Genomic DNA, 15788 nt, shown 5'->3' on the forward strand with positions numbered 1-15788 from the left:
AAAAACCAATGACCAGGGCATCCCATGGTCATTGGTTTTTCAGATTTCTTCTGCAGACTTCCGGAATCCATGAAAAGCACGGTAGCCGCGGTCGGCATAATAACCTTCGGAGTCGCTTGATGCTAACATCTCCACACGAGTACTCGGAAAACATTCATGTGCGGTCCGGATCAGGTGTTCAGCAACCCCTCTGCTCCGGTAATTTTCTTTGACGAGCAATTCACAAATATACAGTGTAACCGTTCCGTCTGTCAGCCCCCTGAGATAACCGACGACCTCACCCTCTGAAAGTGCAATCAATGCGGGTTCAGAATTCAACCATGCACACAGGGTTTCCTCCTCCTGTTGGACGAGAGTATTCCATCCCTCTTTTTTGTTCAATTGCTGTACGGCGTAAATATCATGTTCCAGAAATGAGCGGATTTGGATATCTTCCATATGATCCTACCTTTCTTCCTGATGGATTTTTTCCCCTTACTACCGTAACCCTGCCTGTATTGTTAAGTGTTTTTTTATCTCTTCCCCTTTGTACGAATCTATCACTGTGTATGTTTCACTTTATACGTAAAAAAATATTTTTTATATACCTTTCACAAACAGCTAGGAAACGTGTCTCATTCACTCCTAAAATAAAACCCTATAGATCAGAGCCTTACGTAAAAAAGTGTGGTAAAATGTGTACGGAAGTTTTCATAGATTCGAGGAGTTGTAAATAATGGTCAAACGTACTTTTCTATTCATAGCTTTCTTATTCTTAATCGCTTGTTCTTCTCAAGACCTGGGTTTGGGAGATTTAAAAGAAGCTCATCCTGATTCTTTTGCCGATCCGATCGAAGCACTCTCTAAGGAAGAGCAAGAAAAAGTCGGTCTCCCAGATGAAATACCATTTGAGGTGGCCAGCGTAAAAGCTACCACTTCAGAAGAGCAGGTGGAAGTCATTTATGAGTCTAGTAACTCAGAAAAAGTCCTGGTCACAACCCTTTTCAATCCAGATAACATTCTTCAAGAATCCGAACTGCAGATTCCGTTGAACTCCGGAGCTGTTGCTGGGGTACAGAAGAAAGAAGACTATGTTTATATTGAATGGTATGAAAGTGAAGCAGATGTCATTTATCAAATCGAATATCATGGATCTGAGGAAGAACGTACAGAAAATGCTATGAATATTGCCAACAGTATATAAAAGCCGTCACAGTGTTTGTGACGGCTTTTATATATCATAGTTTCTCTAATTTCTTGAAGTTTCGACTGATTGGCCGCGGCGACTTCAATTGATCGAAAAAAATCAAATAGTTATTTTTCTTTTCATCAATATCTTCAATCGTACCTTCCCCAAAGACCGGGTGCTTCACCCGGATTCCCTTTTCATAGTGGCTCGCTGGTGATGTTATATCCATATGGTGGGATGCTTTGATGAATTCTTTCGCTTCATCCATCAACCCTTCGTCTATTTCACCGATTCGATCAATTAATTCATCTTCCACCTCAAAAATGAAGCGGGATGGATATTTCTTTTGCCCTCCATTTTGAAACCCTTCCGACTCAGTCAAATAAAGTTCACGTTTTGCCCTGGTGACAGCAACATAAGCCAGCCTCCGTTCTTCCTCCAAGGCCCGCTCTTTCCGCTGCCTTAATGCTCGTACATTCGGAAGCACACTCTCAGTCACACCAATCAAGAATACATAGGGGAACTCCAACCCTTTTGCTGTATGGATGGTCATCAGCTTAATTGAATCCATTTGATCTTCTCTATCATCATCTGTATAAAGAGATAACATCTGCAAGTACTCCTCCAGGTCAAGCGTTTCTCCTAGAGTCTGCTCATATTGGACGATTGAATGCAACAGTTCAGCAAGGTTGTCCAATCGCTGTTGGTCTCCATCTTCTCTTCTGTATGCTTCATAACCTGTCACTTGTAATGCCTCTTGAAGAAGCTCAGAAACTTTCATTGTCTTCCTTTTCTCTCTCAAAGATTCAATCGCATTGATGAATGATTCAGCACCTGTACGTTGTAACCGTTCGTGATCAGCATATTTCTTCAAGGTCTGATACAGGGATAGGCGATCTTCTTCGGCCTTTTGTCTGATAAAGCTCATTCTTTTTTTCCCGATCTGTCTTTTCGGGACATTGACGATTCTATTAAAAGATAAGTCATCTCCAACTGCAATCAAACGTAAATGGGCTAGCGCATCTTTGATTTCCATCCGATCGAAAAATTTAAACCCGCCATAAATCGTGTACTCGATATTCTCAGCAATCAATTCCTGTTCGATAAAACGAGATAAATAATTGGCTCTGTATAAAACGGCAATCTCACTTAATCGAGCTTGATTTTGTTCTACGATCCTTTTCATCTGCTGAACAATCCATTTCGATTCCTGGATCTCATCTTTACCGTGATAATGAATCACCTTCACTCCAGGAGGATTGATCGGTGTCATATCTTTATCAACACGGAAATAATTATTCTGGATCAAAGCGTTGCCGAGGGATAAGATTTCCGGAGTGGAACGATAATTTTCTTTCAATAAAACCGTTTGAGCTTCTGGAAAGTATTCTTCAAAATCTACCATATACTTAGGATCTGCTCCCCGCCATTCATAGATCGTCTGGTCAGGATCCCCGACCACGAACAAGTTTCCGTGCTTTTCTGAAAGCATTTTAACTAGTTCAAACTGTTTGAAGCTGCTATCCTGAAACTCATCGACTTGCAGATAGTAAAGACGGTCCTGCCACTTTTCAAGTACTTCTTTATATTGTTCAAATAAAACAAATACAAAATTAAGTAAATCATCAAAGTCGAGGCCATACACCCGTTTCTGCTTTTTCAAGTAATATTGAATGATCTGACTATCGAGATCTCCAGCTTTTTCAACAGCCGGCATTTCCCCTCGTAGGATCATTTGCTGGACGTAATGGGTATTCCCTTTCAACATCCCGACTTTGTCCAGTATCCTTTTAAACGTTTTGTCATTCATCTTTAAGCCCATATCTTCAAAGATCTCACGTAACAAGACTTTTTGATCCTCAACATCTAAGATCACAAAGTTTTTCGGGTAAAATAACCGGTGGATATCTTCGCGAAGAACCCTCACACAAAACCCATGGTATGTTGTAATGAAACCTGTATCTTGTTCACCGCCGATCAATTTCTTCACCCGTCTTCGCATTTCATGAGCAGCTTTATTCGTAAACGTGACGGACAACATATTTGAAGGATCAATACCCAGCTCATTGACAATAAAAGCATAACGGTGTGTCAATGCACGCGTCTTACCTGACCCTGCTCCGGCAATAACACGAACATAGCCTTCTGTGGAGACCACTGCTTCTTGTTGAGCGTTGTTCAAACCGTTCAATAGTTCTTCCATAAAACTCACCTTCCAAGAACATTTGTTTGTATTATAGCACATCCATGTCCAACGAAACCTGCCTGATCTGTTTATCTGAGCAATAGAACGGTTATGAGAAAACAGAAGGAGATGAATGATATGAATAAAGATTTCAACATACTTTTTGAAGAGAAGAAATTAAAAGATAAGCTATTTAAGAACCGGTATATCGTTGCGCCCATGACAAGAGTGAGTGCTGTAAATAATGGATTAGCGAATGAACGAATGAAACAATACTATGAGCGTTATGCCAAGGGTGGATTCAGTGCCATCATCAGTGAAGGGATCTATCCAGACGAGGAGTATTCACAAGGGTATGATAACCAACCCGGAATGGCCAATGAAAATCATAGGGATGCGTGGAAACCAATCGTCCGAAACGTCCAGGCACACGGCGCCCTTTTTCTTGCTCAAATCATGCATGCTGGGGCACAGTCTCAAGGGAATCCGCACCGAAGCCATTCAATCGGACCTTCTGAAGTAGCTCCAAAGAATGACCAGCTTCCTTTTTATGGCGGCAATGGCCCATTCCCAACTCCAAGAATAATGACTCATGAGGATATGGAGAATGTTAAGAAGTCCTTCGCCAAATCTGCATTACTTGCAAAAGAAGCAGGATTTGACGGAATCGAAATTCATGGAGCTAATGGATATTTGCTCGACCAATTTCTGACCGATTACTTTAACCAAAGAGAAGATGAATACGGTGGAACGACTCAGAATCGCATTCGATATGTATTGGAAGTGATCGAAGAAGTAAGAAAAGCCGTAGGAGAAGATTATATTGTCGGTATTCGGATTTCCCAGGGCAAAGCTTCCGATGGGGACCACCGTTGGGCGTTAGGTGAAACAGATGCACGGACGATTTTTGGAGAACTTGGCAATGCCCCACTCGATTTTATTCACGTTACCGATGAAGATGTTACACAGGCCGGATTTGGCGAAGGATCACTATCTATGGCGACAGCCGCTAAAACTTTCAGCCATTTACCTGTCATAGCAAATGGAAAACTTGAGTCCCCTGAGAAAGCATCCTCTCTATTAGAGAAAAATGAGGCAGATTTCATCAGTTTGGGTACAAGTGCTTTGGTGAACCCAGATGCTCCAAATCGGATCCGTGAGGGAAAGCCTTTAGAACCATTTGATTTCAAGTCCATTATGCTCCCGCAAGCTGATATTAAAAGTCACGAACTGACGAAAGAACTTCTTAGAAAATGAGTGCTATTTAGTAAAGCGGGGTTATAATCTGAATGACAGAAGCAACTTAAATATACGAATCCCTTTATTTTAAAAGCCCCTGTCCGTATTAAACGGACAGGGGCTTTTAAAGGATTCACTCAAACCTTGGTTTCAAACCATTATCTAAAAAGTATTTCGTGGCCTGCTGTATATTCATAAAAGTCCGGACGCCTTCCAACTTGATGTTATTCTGAGTGAACTGCATAACGACTTGTGGACGCATGCCGGCCAGGACAACTTCAATTCCTAAAAGTTTTAAACTCATCATTAAATTTTTCAATAACACCGCCCACTCTTGATCGATCACTGTAATACCAGAAAATTGGATCGCAAGACGGCTCACATTTTGTTCTTGACACAAAACTGGAACTCTCTCTAATAGAATGTGCCTTTGTTCTTCCCTTAGAATCGGTTGCAATGGCAAAAGGGCGTATCCTTTGGCTATCATTACTACATTTGCTGTCATCTCTTCGATCATATGGACCAGCTGTTTCTCTCTTTGTGCCTGCTCGGTAATATCGAATATTCTCGTCAAAATGAATGTTTGCCCTTCATGTGAAAATTGTTTCGTGTACAACTGTAGCACCATGTCTTTGCCTTTCCAATGAAAGTCCATTCCTTCAAAAGTTACTTCGTCTTTCTCTTCTTTTGATTTTGTAATTACTTTTTTCTCTGGTGCAAGATCCGGATAAATATCATGAAGGTTCTCTCCAACAATGCGTACATCCTGTAATTGAAACATTTCCAAATAGGCTGGGTTGACATAAGTGACTGTGAACTCTTCATCACAGATCAATACGCCCTCGTCCAAAAGATCCATTGCATTTCGTAACAGCATCTTCGATTCCCCTCGTACTTGTCGAAGCTCATACTATTATTATGAGCCTAATTACTATAAAATCAAGAAGATTCGACACTATTTTCTAAAAATTATGAACATTTATACTTAAGTTTGAATTATGAAAGAAAATCAAGTATTTCAGTGGTTGGATATTCAACTTTTTGGAGTTTTTTTATTATCGTCGATTTGAAGAGCGGGAACCGTTGATCCGACAGATGGCAAAAAAGTAAGAAAACAGCAATTGACAATATGTGAATAGTTAGGCATTCAGTTGCTGTATTAAAAATCATTAAATAATAAGCATCATCTTCATTTAATTATGTAGTTTTCATTTCGTAAATGTTAAAAAAAATGAGTCTGACCGACCACAAATAAATGGTACATTTTGCTATGAAACGTCTTAATTATTTGTTATTCAGACTTTAAACGCTCAATTTTCCTAGTCAATTCCACCCCGCTTATCTATCCTTCATTTACATCTATTTACAACAAATTAAAAGAGTCTCTTTATAATGGGGGATGTTTCATTTGATAAAGATCCAGAAAGGAGCATCCATCAATGGCAAAAGACAAGACGATGCAAGATTGGATTCAGAATCTCGATGAAGAAACCTTACATAAAGGTGTGGACCGGAGAGGGTTTCTTCAAGGAGCAGGAAAGATTGCAGGCCTTTCTTTAGGGATGGTCATCGCTCAGTCGATGGGCGGAATGGCGGTTCATGCGGATAATGTTGAATTCCAGGAGTATCCGTTTTCACTTGGAGTGGCCTCCGGAGATCCGCTTTCAGACAGTGTTGTTATTTGGACACGTCTTGCAACAGACCCACTGAACGGCGGTGGCATGCCGGACCGGAAGATTGCTGTCAAATGGGAAGTAGCCAAAGATCAACATTTCCGTCAAATCGTCCAGCGCGGAACGGAAAAGGCCAGCCCGTCCCTCGCCCATTCAGTTCATGCAGAAGTTTGGAATCTTGAAGCCAACACTGAGTTTTACTACCGCTTCAAAGTCGGAAAAGATTTCAGCCCAATTGGGAAAACAAAAACGCTTCCTCATCCAGATGCTGATGTTTCAAGTTTAGCTTTTGCTTTTGCTTCCTGTCAGCAGTATGAGCATGGATACTATACCGCTTACAAACATATGGCCAAAGAAGACCTTGACCTTGTGTTTCACCTAGGAGATTACATTTATGAATACGGTCCAGATGAGTATGTCGCTAGTACAGGTAACGTACGGTCGCACAAAGGACCCGAAATCCGAACTCTGGAAGACTACCGCAACCGACACGCCCAATACCGTTCAGATCACGATTTACAATCGGCCCATGCTGCATTTCCCTGGGTTGTTACATGGGATGACCATGAAGTAGAGAATAATTATGCAGATCGGATCCCTGAAAAAGGACAATCCATCGAGGAGTTTGTCAAACGCCGAGTTGCCGCTTACCAAGCCTATTATGAACACATGCCTCTAAGGCAATCGTCAATGCCGCACGGAGAAGATATGCAGTTGTACCGTCAGTTTTCCTATGGAAATTTAGCTAATTTCTTGGTTTTGGATACACGTCAATATCGTTCGGACCAAGCGAATGAAGATAAGAGCTCGCCGCAAACGGAAGAATCTCTAAACCCAGAGCGTACTCTATTGGGTAACGAACAAGAAAACTGGGTGTGCGACCATCTCGAACGTTCGAACTCCTCCTGGAATGTACTCGCCCAGCAAATTTTCTTCGCCAAAAGAAATTATGGACCTAGTCGGGACCAGCCATTGTACAGCATGGACGGCTGGGATGGATACACACCTGCAAGAGAACGAATTATTGATTTTGCCCGTAAGAAAAACCAGAATAACCTGATCGTATTGACAGGGGATGTGCATGCCAACTGGGCATCCAACCTCCTTGCAGACTTTGATGAACTGACTTCTCAAATCCTAGGAGCTGAGTTCGTTGGGACGTCGATCACTTCAGGTGGAAACGGATCGGACAAACGAGCCGACACCGACCGCATCCTTGCCCAAAATGAACATATAAAATTTTTCAATGATTATAGAGGATACGTCCGATGTCATGTCACTCCCACCCAGTGGAAGACCGATTATCGGGTGGTCCCTTTTGTGACTCAACCAGGGGCTGATATTTCCACACGAGCGTCTTTTGCCTATGAAAAAGATGCAGATGGCCTGAAAGAAGTAGCGGCAACTGTTATACCCCAAGGAAAACAAAAATCTTCCGAGGTGGAAGAAGACCGCCATAAAGCTCACTCCCGAGCCCATGAGAAACAAGCCCATAAAGGGAAAAAGAAACAACTGTACTAGCATGAGTCGTCAAAGGAGGCTGATAAAATGGAAGATCGCCATGTGGAGCTCATAGGTCATTTGGAGGAATTGCGGGGAAGAGCCATTAAGACGGCCCTCGCCTTTATCAGCTTTCTAATCGCAGGACTCGTCTTTGTCAAACCTATTTACGAGTGGCTCATCAAAGATTTAGAGATGAAGCTTGCGATTCTTGGGCCAAGTGATATTCTATGGGTCTATTTGATGATTGCTGCCGTTTTCTCCTTAGCAGCGACCATCCCCGTTGCTGCCTATCAAACCTGGCGCTTCGTGTCACCAGGCATGAGTCAAAAGGAAAGAACAGTAACGCTGCGTTTTATCCCAGCCTTGTTCTTTTTGTTCATTTTTGGAATTGCATTCGGATATTTTTTGCTGTTCCCGATTGTCCTTGACTTTTTGACTGCCCTGTCTGAAGGTCAATTCCAAACGATGTTTACAGCGGAAAAATACTTCCGCTTCATGTTAAGTATGACCGTGCCTTTCGGACTTTTGTTTGAGATGCCATTGATTCTTGTGTTCTTGACTGTGCTCGGAATCTTGAATCCAACCAATCTGAAAAGATCAAGGAAGATCTCTTATTTTCTTTTGATTGTGATTTCAGTATTGATCACACCGCCGGATTTCCTTTCCGACGTACTCGTCATTGTCCCTTTACTCGTTTTATATGAAATCAGTGTCACATGTTCCGTATTGGCGTATAAAAGGCGTCAGACAACGCTGGACTCTGATTCAGTTGCATGAACATCATTTTCATAACACCTTAAGGAGGCTATAAAATGAATAAACACCAGATGGACCGAAGATCTTTTCTTAAAGCAAGCGGGATCAGCACGGCAGCCCTTGCTCTTGGCACTACTGGGTTAATGTCGTTTAGCGACAGCAAAGTTTTTGCCGGCACCGCTAAAAACAACAAGGCAACAGGAGGCTATGGCCCCCTTATCAAAGATCCAGGTGGAGTGATGGACCTCCCCCGCGGATTCCAATACCGCATCATTTCAGAAGAAGGAGGGAAACTCTCTGATGGTCGACCGATTCCTGAGAAGTTCGATGGCATGGCTGCCTTTTCAGGTCCCAACAATTCAACCGTTTTAGTAAGAAACCATGAACTGAGTGGAAACAGCAAATACCCAGTCATCGGAAAAAACCCTTATCGCAAAGAAGAAACGGGTGGAACAACATCCTTGGTCGTTGGTCCTAATCGTAAAGTTACCAAGGAATATGTCTCTTCATCCGGGACCATCCGAAACTGCGCAGGTGGCGCAACACCTTGGGGCACCTGGCTCACTTGTGAAGAAACACTGGAAGAAGGGCACGGCTACGTTTTTGAAGTCGATCCAAAAAATCCCGAGAACAAAATTTCCAAGACTCCGATCCGGGATATGGGCGCCTTTTCACATGAAGCGACAGCGATCGATCCGGCGACAGGCATCGTTTACCTGACAGAAGATGCCGGTCCGAGCTATCTTTATCGTTTCCTTCCGAACGATCGCAGTCAAAAAATCGGTGCTTTGCAAAAAGGGGGTACACTTCAAGCAGCTGCCGTCGAAGAGTTGAGTACAGATGAAATGAGTAAATTCCATACCGGCCAAAAGTTCGGCATCGTTTGGAAAAATGTCGATCCTGAAAAGCCGACATTGGATGCCGGTAACAAAGGATGTATCGCATTCAGTCGTTTGGAAGGGGCTTATTTCGAAGGCGGCGTTTTCTGGTTTGATGATACATCTGCGGGAGACAAAAACCTTGGCCGAGTCTATCGCTATATTCCGGCGTCAAATACACTTGAACTATTCTATGAATCTACCTCTCAAAACGATTTAGAAATGCCGGATAACATTTGCATTACTCCTTGGGGAGACTTATGGATTGCAGAAGATGGCGGTGGTGTCGACCGGGTGATCGGCATGACCCCTGAAGGAGGAACCTACGTGTTTGCTGAAAACAAAGCGAACAGCTCAGAACTTGCAGGACCTACGTTTTCTACGGACGGAAAAACATTCTTCATCAACATACAGTCTCCCGGTATGACATTTGCGATCTGGGGGCCATTCCCAAGAAAGAATGCCGCACGCAGGAGACTGATGGGCCATGCCGCTCCCCCTGCCCCTTATGCACCAAAAGTGTCGGACAAACTATCGGCTTTTGCAGAGGTTCAAGGGATGTCTGATTTAGAAGCAGCTGCATTCGAACGCCATGGTATGCCTATCTTATAAAACGAGAAAGAAGAGGTGATGATATGTTATCGAATATTGGAATTCCAGGTTTGGTACTCGTACTGGTCATCGCGTTGATCATTTTCGGACCATCCAAATTACCGGAAATCGGCCGCGCGTTCGGAAGTACACTAAAAGAATTCAAGAATGCAACCAATGACTTGATGCATAGCAACAACGAGGAAAAAAGTCAGTCTTCTGAGGAAGACCAAAAGCTGAAAGTTGAGGAAGAAGAAAAGCAGAATACAGGAAGTTGATATATTTACAACAAACGTCCAGAGAATCTTCTGGACGTTTGTCCTTTTTTAAAAAAGAAAAAGTGCGTCAACGGTTCATAACACTGAGCCGTTGACGCACCTTTTTTTATGCTTTTTCCATTTTATCCAGTTTAGGGATAATCGCAACATGCTTTAGATTGCCAATCGTATCAAATTGAATTTCCAGGCAGTCACCAGGTTTTACGAATGCAATCAAACGCTCTTTCAAGACAGAAAGTTCATTGTTATGTTCGGATTCTTCAACCAAAATCGCATAGGCCCCTTCATACCGGTCCAGTCTATAATGATTCACCGATTCAATCCCCTTCTGTGTTATTTTAATGAAATACTATTATGCCGCAAATCATTTGAAAACTAAGCTATTTATAACTATTCCCTTAAGTTTTCTTGGCTAAACATGTCGAAAAATCATTCTATGGACAACAGAAAATGTCCATGATACAATAGACTAACAAACGTTAGTTAGTTTTTCAGAAAAGAAGAAGGTGATCATATGACTAGAGAAACCATTATCGAGGAGAGTTTGAATTTCTTTGCCCATCATGGATACGAAAATACTACTCTTGCAAATATAGCGGATGCTGTAGGCATTAAAAAACCCTCCCTTTATAATCATTTTGACAATAAAGAAGCGATCTTTCTGAGTGTGCTTTACCATGTAGCGGATCGCGAAAAAGAGTATATGACTTCTCAAGCTCACTTATCCAGCGAGCAATCTGTAGCAGAGCAGTTACGCCATATATATCAAATCTACTTGGACCACATGGCAAACTCTACAGAAGGAATGTTCTTTAAACGTGTCACTTTCTTTCCGCCTGATGAATTCAGAGATGAGATAAAGAAAGTCTTTTTGATGGTGGAAGATTGTATGACCGAAACAATACGTCCTGTTTTTGAAAAAGGGATTTCTGAAAAGATCATCCGCCCTTTATCTACAGATACGTTGACGTCTGCTTTTTATACGTTAATCGACGGATTGTTCTTAGAAGAAAACTTCTATGATCATGAGGTATTTGAAAAAAGGCAGCAAGCCAGTTGGCATATTTTTTGGCTGGGAATAAAGATTCCAAGTGAGGAGGACTAAGACATGGCATGGATTTATTTGTTTTTTGGTGCTCTTTTTGAAATCGGATGGGCCGTTGGGTTGAAGTTGTCTGAAGGTTTCACCCACCCCTTTTATTCAACTTTAACGATTATTTGTATTTTCATCAGCTTTGTTTTTTTCACGAAGGCATTGAGGGGAATTGAGGTTGGCACAGGTTATGCGATTTTCACTGGAATCGGAGCGGTTGGCACAGCAATCATCGGGATGACATTTCTTGGCGACGGCGGCGGAGCTGGGAAGGTCTTTTTTATTGTCCTTTTAATTATTGGTATCCTTGGATTAAAAATGTCTGAAACGACGACGGAAGAAATAGGTCAGGAGGGTTAAGTATGGCTTGGGTATTTCTATTGTTAGCAGGAGCAGGTGAAATGACAGCTATGTTTTTCCTGAAGCTATCTGATGGGTTCCGGAAACGGGTCCCCGCTGTATTCGCTATATTAGCAGGCGGGGCCAGCTTTTACTTCTTATCCCTGTCTTTAAATGAGCTGCCCATCGGTACAGCGTATGCGATATGGACAGGAATCGGATCAGCTGGCACTGTACTACTGGGGATCTTTTTCTTTAAGGAAAAAACGAACAGAAAGAAGATTGCTTTTATTACGTGCATCATTGCGGGGGTAATTGGACTGAAAATGGTTTCATAAATACCAGTTTTTTCTTGAATTCTGGACATCGAATAAGTAAAATGAAATAAGGATAATCTACAATTTTCGACACCAATCGATATGGGTTGGTCCTTAACGATTAAAACGTTTGTTTATATATTGATGGAGGAAATGAAATGAGAAGAATTCTACTAGTTATTCTTATGTTGATTGTTGTTAGTTTCGGCTATGTCGGTTACACCAATATGGATATGGATGCAAATCCTTCAATACCTCAAGAAACAGAGAAATATTAATACTATTTTCGGAACTGATAAACCTCTTTGCTAAATCCAGTGAAGGGGTTTTATTCATTTCTGTTTCTTTGGAAGTTCAAGTTGACGATCGTCTCCCCATGTTTCCTCAAGAAATTCATCTCGCCCTGAATTGCCGCGATAATAGTCGTAACGCCACTCATTTTTCTTATAATAATCCTGGTGATATTCTTCAGCACGATAGAATTTTTCAGCTTCATCTATAGGAGTGACGATTTCTTGCTCAAAACGCTCAGAAGAAGCCAATTCCTGCTTTGATTGTTCAGCGGCCTTCTTTTGTTCTTCTGAATGGTAAAAGATTGCCGTCGTGTACTGAAAACCACGATCTACGAACTGCCCTTCGTCATCTGTTGGATTGATCTGCCTCCAGAACACCTCCAGAATTTGCTCATAGCTGATGACGTTCGGATCATAATAAACTTGCACGGCTTCTATGTGCCCCGTTTTTCCTGATGACACTTCCTCATACGTTGGATTTTCTGTTTCCCCACCTGTATAACCTGAAACTACTCCCTGGATACCCTTCAACTTCTCAAACGGCGGTTCCATACACCAAAAGCACCCACCAGCCAAGGTGGCGACTTCATATCCATCAGGGATCTCATCTGGGGTGACTGCTTCACTTTCATAGTTGCGTTTCGTCAAGTATGAATAGGCTTCAGGAATGACAACAATGCCGACAAAAATGAAAGCAGTAATCACGATCAACCACTTCATACGTTTACTCACTCATTCCACCTCGCTTTCTACCGATTAATGATAGCATGCCGATCCATCTTTCCGGTCTGTATTTTCTCTCCCCTTCATTTTAATAGTTGGAGTAAGGTAATAGTTCTGCCTATGTCTCTGCTACTACAGGCCAGGGAAAACGAGTTCGTGCAGGCACCCGCATGCACATATTTTTTTAATAACAGACTAGCAAAAAAGTCCACAACAAGCTGTTCCAGCCTATTGCGGACTTTGAGTCAGATAGTATGAAAGTTCTTCATTTTGTATCTTCCCACCACGAATTGGACACCTCATGTTAATGGGAAAATACTTCATTCCGGTCTACCTCCGTACTTTTCCCTGTTTCTGCAAACAAGGAACGCCTAATGATTTTCAAAGCATTTTCATTATCGTCCTCCTGCTCAGACGCTACGCAATCCTCTGGGACCCAAATATCATATTCTCTCATGTAGGCATCATTCGCTGTGAAAAGCACACAGATATCCCCAGCTATGCCTGTCAAAATTAAATTACGGACTTCCAGGTGTTCCAAAAGTATACTTAATTGTGTGCCGAAAAAGCCGGAGTGTTTTGGCTTTATGATAAAGTAGTCATCTTCATCAGGAAGGATTTGTTCAATGACTGGTTCACCTCTTCCCTTTTTGCATTCATCAATTAAATCAGAAACATTATCTTGCCATAACTCAAAGTTATCATTTACATAGATGACCGGTAATCCTTCCTCTTTCAATTCCTTTTTGAAAGAATGAAGTCGTTCTGTCATCGGGAGGGTATGTTCTAATAAATATTCTCCCCCATCGAAATCCATTTTGTTGATCATATCTATGATGATCAGCGCTGTATCCTGTTTCATTCCGATATCTCACGCTCCTTTGAACTTGTCTGGCCCTGCCGGTATTTGACGTTTGTGCGCAGTTTTCTCATGACGTTCTTTCAAATTTCGTTCATCTTCAGGGTCAATAGTCTCTCCTCTAAGATAGGCATCAATGGTGTCGTAGGACATGCCCAGTTCTTCTTCATCGGTCTGGCCTTCCCATAACTCCGCACTCGGCTTTTTATGGATGATTGAGTCCGGTACGCCTAATACTTTTGCCATTTCCCTGACTTCTTCTTTCCTCAAATTAATGAGCGGGACTAAGTCAACGCCACCATCTCCATATTTGGTGAAATACCCTGTGTAATCTTCTGCTGCGTTATCCGTACCCACGACCAGATAGTTATAATTATTTCCTACAGCATAAAGGGTACTCATCCTAAGCCTCGCTTGAAGGTTCGCTCCACCGAGTTGAGACTTTTCATCGTTCCAATCTCCTTTTACATTCAAACGATTTTTTATAGTAGAATAAGTAGTTTCGTATGCATCCGTAAGCTCTATTCCTACATAATCCAGATCAGCGCCTTCTACAAGTGTCAGAGCGTCCGTTTGATCCTCAACCCCCTGATCGATCGGTAGAATCACGCCTAACGATTGATTCGGGAAGGCGCGTTTAATCAAATATGAAACAACAGCTGAATCTATGCCTCCACTAATGCCTACAAGTAAGCCATCTGCTCCTGCTTCCTTCGCTTTTACCTGTAACCATTCCGTCAAATATTGAATTCTTTCTTCCATTTCAATGTACTCCCTTCCTTTTACAATCTAATGAATACTTTCCTTTTCTTTGGAATAGATAAACATTTTCGTTTACTCCCCACAAATTTCGGTTAATTTACTTAAACAATATCGAAAGCGAGGCAAACCTCAATGTATCAAAATCATAAAAGGCTTTACCAATTCACTTTAATCTTAATCCTTTTAATACTGATCACAGTCATAGGTTTTATGCAAATCGAAAAGCTGCCCTTCTTCGATAGTTTGTGGATGACAGTGGTCTCTGTTTTAGCGCTTGGCTATGGGGATTATGTTCCTTCACAAACGATGGGGAAGGTTTTGGCTATGGTACTGATTCCAATCACGATGGGATTCACCACCTATATTCTGACGTATATTGCTGCATCCATGATTGAGGGACGATTATCAAAGAAATGGGAAAGGAAGAAGAGAATGAAACAATTAGAGAAGATGAAAGACCATTACATTATTTGCGGATATGAACGAGTTGGAGAACAAGTCCTCAAAGAACTAAATGACCATGGATCTAAAATCGTCATCATCGAAACCGATGATGAATCACTAGAAAGAATACCAGAGGATGTCCCCTACCTGATAGGAGATGCAAAACATAATGATGTATTACAAAAAGCCGGAATAGATCGCGCTAAAGGACTCTTAGCAACAACTTCCAACGATGCTACAAACGTTTTCATCACACTTACTGCAAAAGGATTAAATGAGGAAGCAGAGGTAATTGCTCGTGCAGAAAATGGAGAAACCATCAATAAACTGAAACGGGCCGGAGCGGACCATGTCGTTAATCCATCAGACCTCGGCGGACGTAGAATGGCTTTGTCATTAATCAAGCCTGTCAGTATGCACTATGTCGACTCACTCATCCACGCTGAATCCAACCGTTATCAAATTGAGGAATATGTCATCAAAACGACCAGTTCACTCTGCAATAAGAAGGTATCCGAACTTTCCTTAAAGCAAGAATACGGGATATCCTTACTAGGCATCCAACGGAATGGCAGCTTCATGAGCAATCAATCAGAAGATGAAGAGGTTCACAAGAATGATGTTTTTGTCATGTTCGGTGAAACACAAGAATTACAAAGATTCTTCAATGAAAATGACTGAATTTCA

General features: G+C 41.9%; 17 protein-coding genes. 10 read left to right on the forward strand and 7 right to left on the reverse strand.

Going from position 1 to position 15788, the window contains the following annotated elements; translation table 11 throughout:
* Positions 1–39 precede the first annotated feature (39 nt).
* The gene (locus HLI_RS06395) at positions 40–438 is read right to left on the reverse strand and encodes a GNAT family N-acetyltransferase (RefSeq protein ID WP_128524029.1); all 399 of its coding nucleotides are present in this window, start codon (positions 436–438) and stop codon (positions 40–42) included.
* Positions 439–715: 277 nt separating this feature from the next.
* On the opposite strand from HLI_RS06395, the gene HLI_RS06400 reads away from it, so the two are divergent.
* A complete protein-coding gene (locus HLI_RS06400) occupies positions 716–1183 on the forward strand; it encodes a hypothetical protein (RefSeq protein WP_128524031.1) in 468 nt (155 codons plus the stop codon).
* A 34-nt stretch (positions 1184–1217) separates the two neighbouring features.
* Here the strand turns inward: HLI_RS06400 and HLI_RS06405 are convergent, their stop codons facing one another.
* Positions 1218–3371, reverse strand: coding sequence for an ATP-dependent helicase (locus HLI_RS06405; RefSeq protein ID WP_128524033.1), 2154 nt, complete (start codon positions 3369–3371; stop codon positions 1218–1220).
* Between the two features lie 120 nt (positions 3372–3491).
* Between HLI_RS06405 and HLI_RS06410 the strand changes: the two genes are divergently transcribed.
* On the forward strand, positions 3492–4610 hold the full coding sequence (locus HLI_RS06410; protein WP_128524035.1) for an oxidoreductase: 1119 nt from the start codon (positions 3492–3494) through the stop codon (positions 4608–4610).
* Positions 4611–4725: 115 nt separating this feature from the next.
* Here HLI_RS06410 and HLI_RS06415 read toward each other — a convergent pair whose 3' ends face one another.
* On the reverse strand, positions 4726–5469 hold the full coding sequence (locus HLI_RS06415) for a PAS domain-containing protein (RefSeq protein WP_128524037.1): 744 nt from the start codon (positions 5467–5469) through the stop codon (positions 4726–4728).
* Between the two features lie 562 nt (positions 5470–6031).
* On the opposite strand from HLI_RS06415, the gene HLI_RS06420 reads away from it, so the two are divergent.
* Genes HLI_RS06420 through HLI_RS06435 form a run of 4 tightly spaced genes read left to right on the forward strand, consistent with a single transcriptional unit; the run spans position 6032 to position 10271 of the window.
* Positions 6032–7786: an alkaline phosphatase D family protein gene (locus tag HLI_RS06420; protein ID WP_128524039.1), complete on the forward strand. Its 1755-nt coding sequence runs from the start codon at positions 6032–6034 to the stop codon at positions 7784–7786.
* 27 nt (positions 7787–7813) lie between these two features.
* Positions 7814–8545, forward strand: coding sequence for a twin-arginine translocase subunit TatC (gene tatC, locus HLI_RS06425; protein WP_128524041.1), 732 nt, complete (start codon positions 7814–7816; stop codon positions 8543–8545).
* Positions 8546–8580: 35 nt separating this feature from the next.
* Positions 8581–10014: an alkaline phosphatase PhoX gene (locus HLI_RS06430; protein WP_128524043.1), complete on the forward strand. Its 1434-nt coding sequence runs from the start codon at positions 8581–8583 to the stop codon at positions 10012–10014.
* Positions 10015–10037: 23 nt separating this feature from the next.
* Positions 10038–10271, forward strand: a complete 234-nt coding sequence (locus HLI_RS06435; protein ID WP_128524045.1) for a twin-arginine translocase TatA/TatE family subunit — start codon at positions 10038–10040, stop codon at positions 10269–10271.
* A gap of 106 nt (positions 10272–10377) precedes the next feature.
* Here the strand turns inward: HLI_RS06435 and HLI_RS06440 are convergent, their stop codons facing one another.
* Positions 10378–10584 carry a hypothetical protein gene (locus HLI_RS06440; RefSeq protein WP_128524047.1) on the reverse strand — a complete coding sequence of 69 codons (207 nt, stop codon included), beginning with the start codon at positions 10582–10584 and terminating at the stop codon, positions 10378–10380.
* Positions 10585–10785: 201 nt separating this feature from the next.
* Here HLI_RS06440 and HLI_RS06445 point away from each other — a divergent pair, with 201 nt between their 5' ends.
* The 3 genes from HLI_RS06445 to HLI_RS06455 are packed head-to-tail and all read left to right on the forward strand — an operon-like array spanning position 10786 to position 12041.
* On the forward strand, positions 10786–11376 hold the full coding sequence (locus HLI_RS06445) for a TetR/AcrR family transcriptional regulator (protein WP_128524049.1): 591 nt from the start codon (positions 10786–10788) through the stop codon (positions 11374–11376).
* 3 nt (positions 11377–11379) lie between these two features.
* On the forward strand, positions 11380–11724 hold the full coding sequence (locus tag HLI_RS06450; RefSeq protein ID WP_128524051.1) for a DMT family transporter: 345 nt from the start codon (positions 11380–11382) through the stop codon (positions 11722–11724).
* 2 nt (positions 11725–11726) lie between these two features.
* Positions 11727–12041, forward strand: coding sequence for a DMT family transporter (locus HLI_RS06455; RefSeq protein WP_128524052.1), 315 nt, complete (start codon positions 11727–11729; stop codon positions 12039–12041).
* Positions 12042–12352: 311 nt separating this feature from the next.
* Here the strand turns inward: HLI_RS06455 and msrA are convergent, their stop codons facing one another.
* From msrA to nadE, 3 genes are all read right to left on the reverse strand, one after another.
* On the reverse strand, positions 12353–13045 hold the full coding sequence (msrA, locus tag HLI_RS06460) for a peptide-methionine (S)-S-oxide reductase MsrA (protein WP_241655949.1): 693 nt from the start codon (positions 13043–13045) through the stop codon (positions 12353–12355).
* Positions 13046–13340: 295 nt separating this feature from the next.
* Complete coding sequence (locus HLI_RS06465; protein ID WP_128524054.1) at positions 13341–13898, reverse strand: cysteine hydrolase family protein; 558 nt, start codon at positions 13896–13898, stop codon at positions 13341–13343.
* A 9-nt stretch (positions 13899–13907) separates the two neighbouring features.
* Complete coding sequence (nadE, locus tag HLI_RS06470; protein WP_128524056.1) at positions 13908–14657, reverse strand: NAD(+) synthase; 750 nt, start codon at positions 14655–14657, stop codon at positions 13908–13910.
* Positions 14658–14789: 132 nt separating this feature from the next.
* On the opposite strand from nadE, the gene HLI_RS06475 reads away from it, so the two are divergent.
* A complete protein-coding gene (locus tag HLI_RS06475) occupies positions 14790–15782 on the forward strand; it encodes a potassium channel family protein (RefSeq protein WP_128524058.1) in 993 nt (330 codons plus the stop codon).
* Positions 15783–15788 lie beyond the last annotated feature (6 nt).

Origin of the sequence: Halobacillus litoralis (assembly GCF_004101865.1) — a bacterium.
Taxonomy (GTDB): domain Bacteria; phylum Bacillota; class Bacilli; order Bacillales; family Halobacillaceae; genus Halobacillus; species Halobacillus litoralis_A.

Excerpts from the sequence above, each read along its gene's own strand:
- HLI_RS06395 (WP_128524029.1), bottom strand. The coding sequence starts at position 438 with ATGGAAGATATCCAAATCCGCTCATTTCTGGAACATGATATTTACGCC.
- HLI_RS06400 (WP_128524031.1), top strand. The coding sequence starts at position 716 with ATGGTCAAACGTACTTTTCTATTCATAGCTTTCTTATTCTTAATCGCT.
- HLI_RS06405 (WP_128524033.1), bottom strand. The coding sequence starts at position 3,371 with ATGGAAGAACTATTGAACGGTTTGAACAACGCTCAACAAGAAGCAGTG.
- HLI_RS06410 (WP_128524035.1), top strand. The coding sequence starts at position 3,492 with ATGAATAAAGATTTCAACATACTTTTTGAAGAGAAGAAATTAAAAGAT.
- HLI_RS06415 (WP_128524037.1), bottom strand. The coding sequence starts at position 5,469 with ATGCTGTTACGAAATGCAATGGATCTTTTGGACGAGGGCGTATTGATC.
- HLI_RS06420 (WP_128524039.1), top strand. The coding sequence starts at position 6,032 with ATGGCAAAAGACAAGACGATGCAAGATTGGATTCAGAATCTCGATGAA.
- tatC (WP_128524041.1), top strand. The coding sequence starts at position 7,814 with ATGGAAGATCGCCATGTGGAGCTCATAGGTCATTTGGAGGAATTGCGG.
- HLI_RS06430 (WP_128524043.1), top strand. The coding sequence starts at position 8,581 with ATGAATAAACACCAGATGGACCGAAGATCTTTTCTTAAAGCAAGCGGG.
- HLI_RS06435 (WP_128524045.1), top strand. The coding sequence starts at position 10,038 with ATGTTATCGAATATTGGAATTCCAGGTTTGGTACTCGTACTGGTCATC.
- HLI_RS06445 (WP_128524049.1), top strand. The coding sequence starts at position 10,786 with ATGACTAGAGAAACCATTATCGAGGAGAGTTTGAATTTCTTTGCCCAT.
- HLI_RS06450 (WP_128524051.1), top strand. The coding sequence starts at position 11,380 with ATGGCATGGATTTATTTGTTTTTTGGTGCTCTTTTTGAAATCGGATGG.
- HLI_RS06455 (WP_128524052.1), top strand. The coding sequence starts at position 11,727 with ATGGCTTGGGTATTTCTATTGTTAGCAGGAGCAGGTGAAATGACAGCT.
- HLI_RS06465 (WP_128524054.1), bottom strand. The coding sequence starts at position 13,898 with ATGAAACAGGATACAGCGCTGATCATCATAGATATGATCAACAAAATG.
- nadE (WP_128524056.1), bottom strand. The coding sequence starts at position 14,657 with ATGGAAGAAAGAATTCAATATTTGACGGAATGGTTACAGGTAAAAGCG.
- HLI_RS06475 (WP_128524058.1), top strand. The coding sequence starts at position 14,790 with ATGTATCAAAATCATAAAAGGCTTTACCAATTCACTTTAATCTTAATC.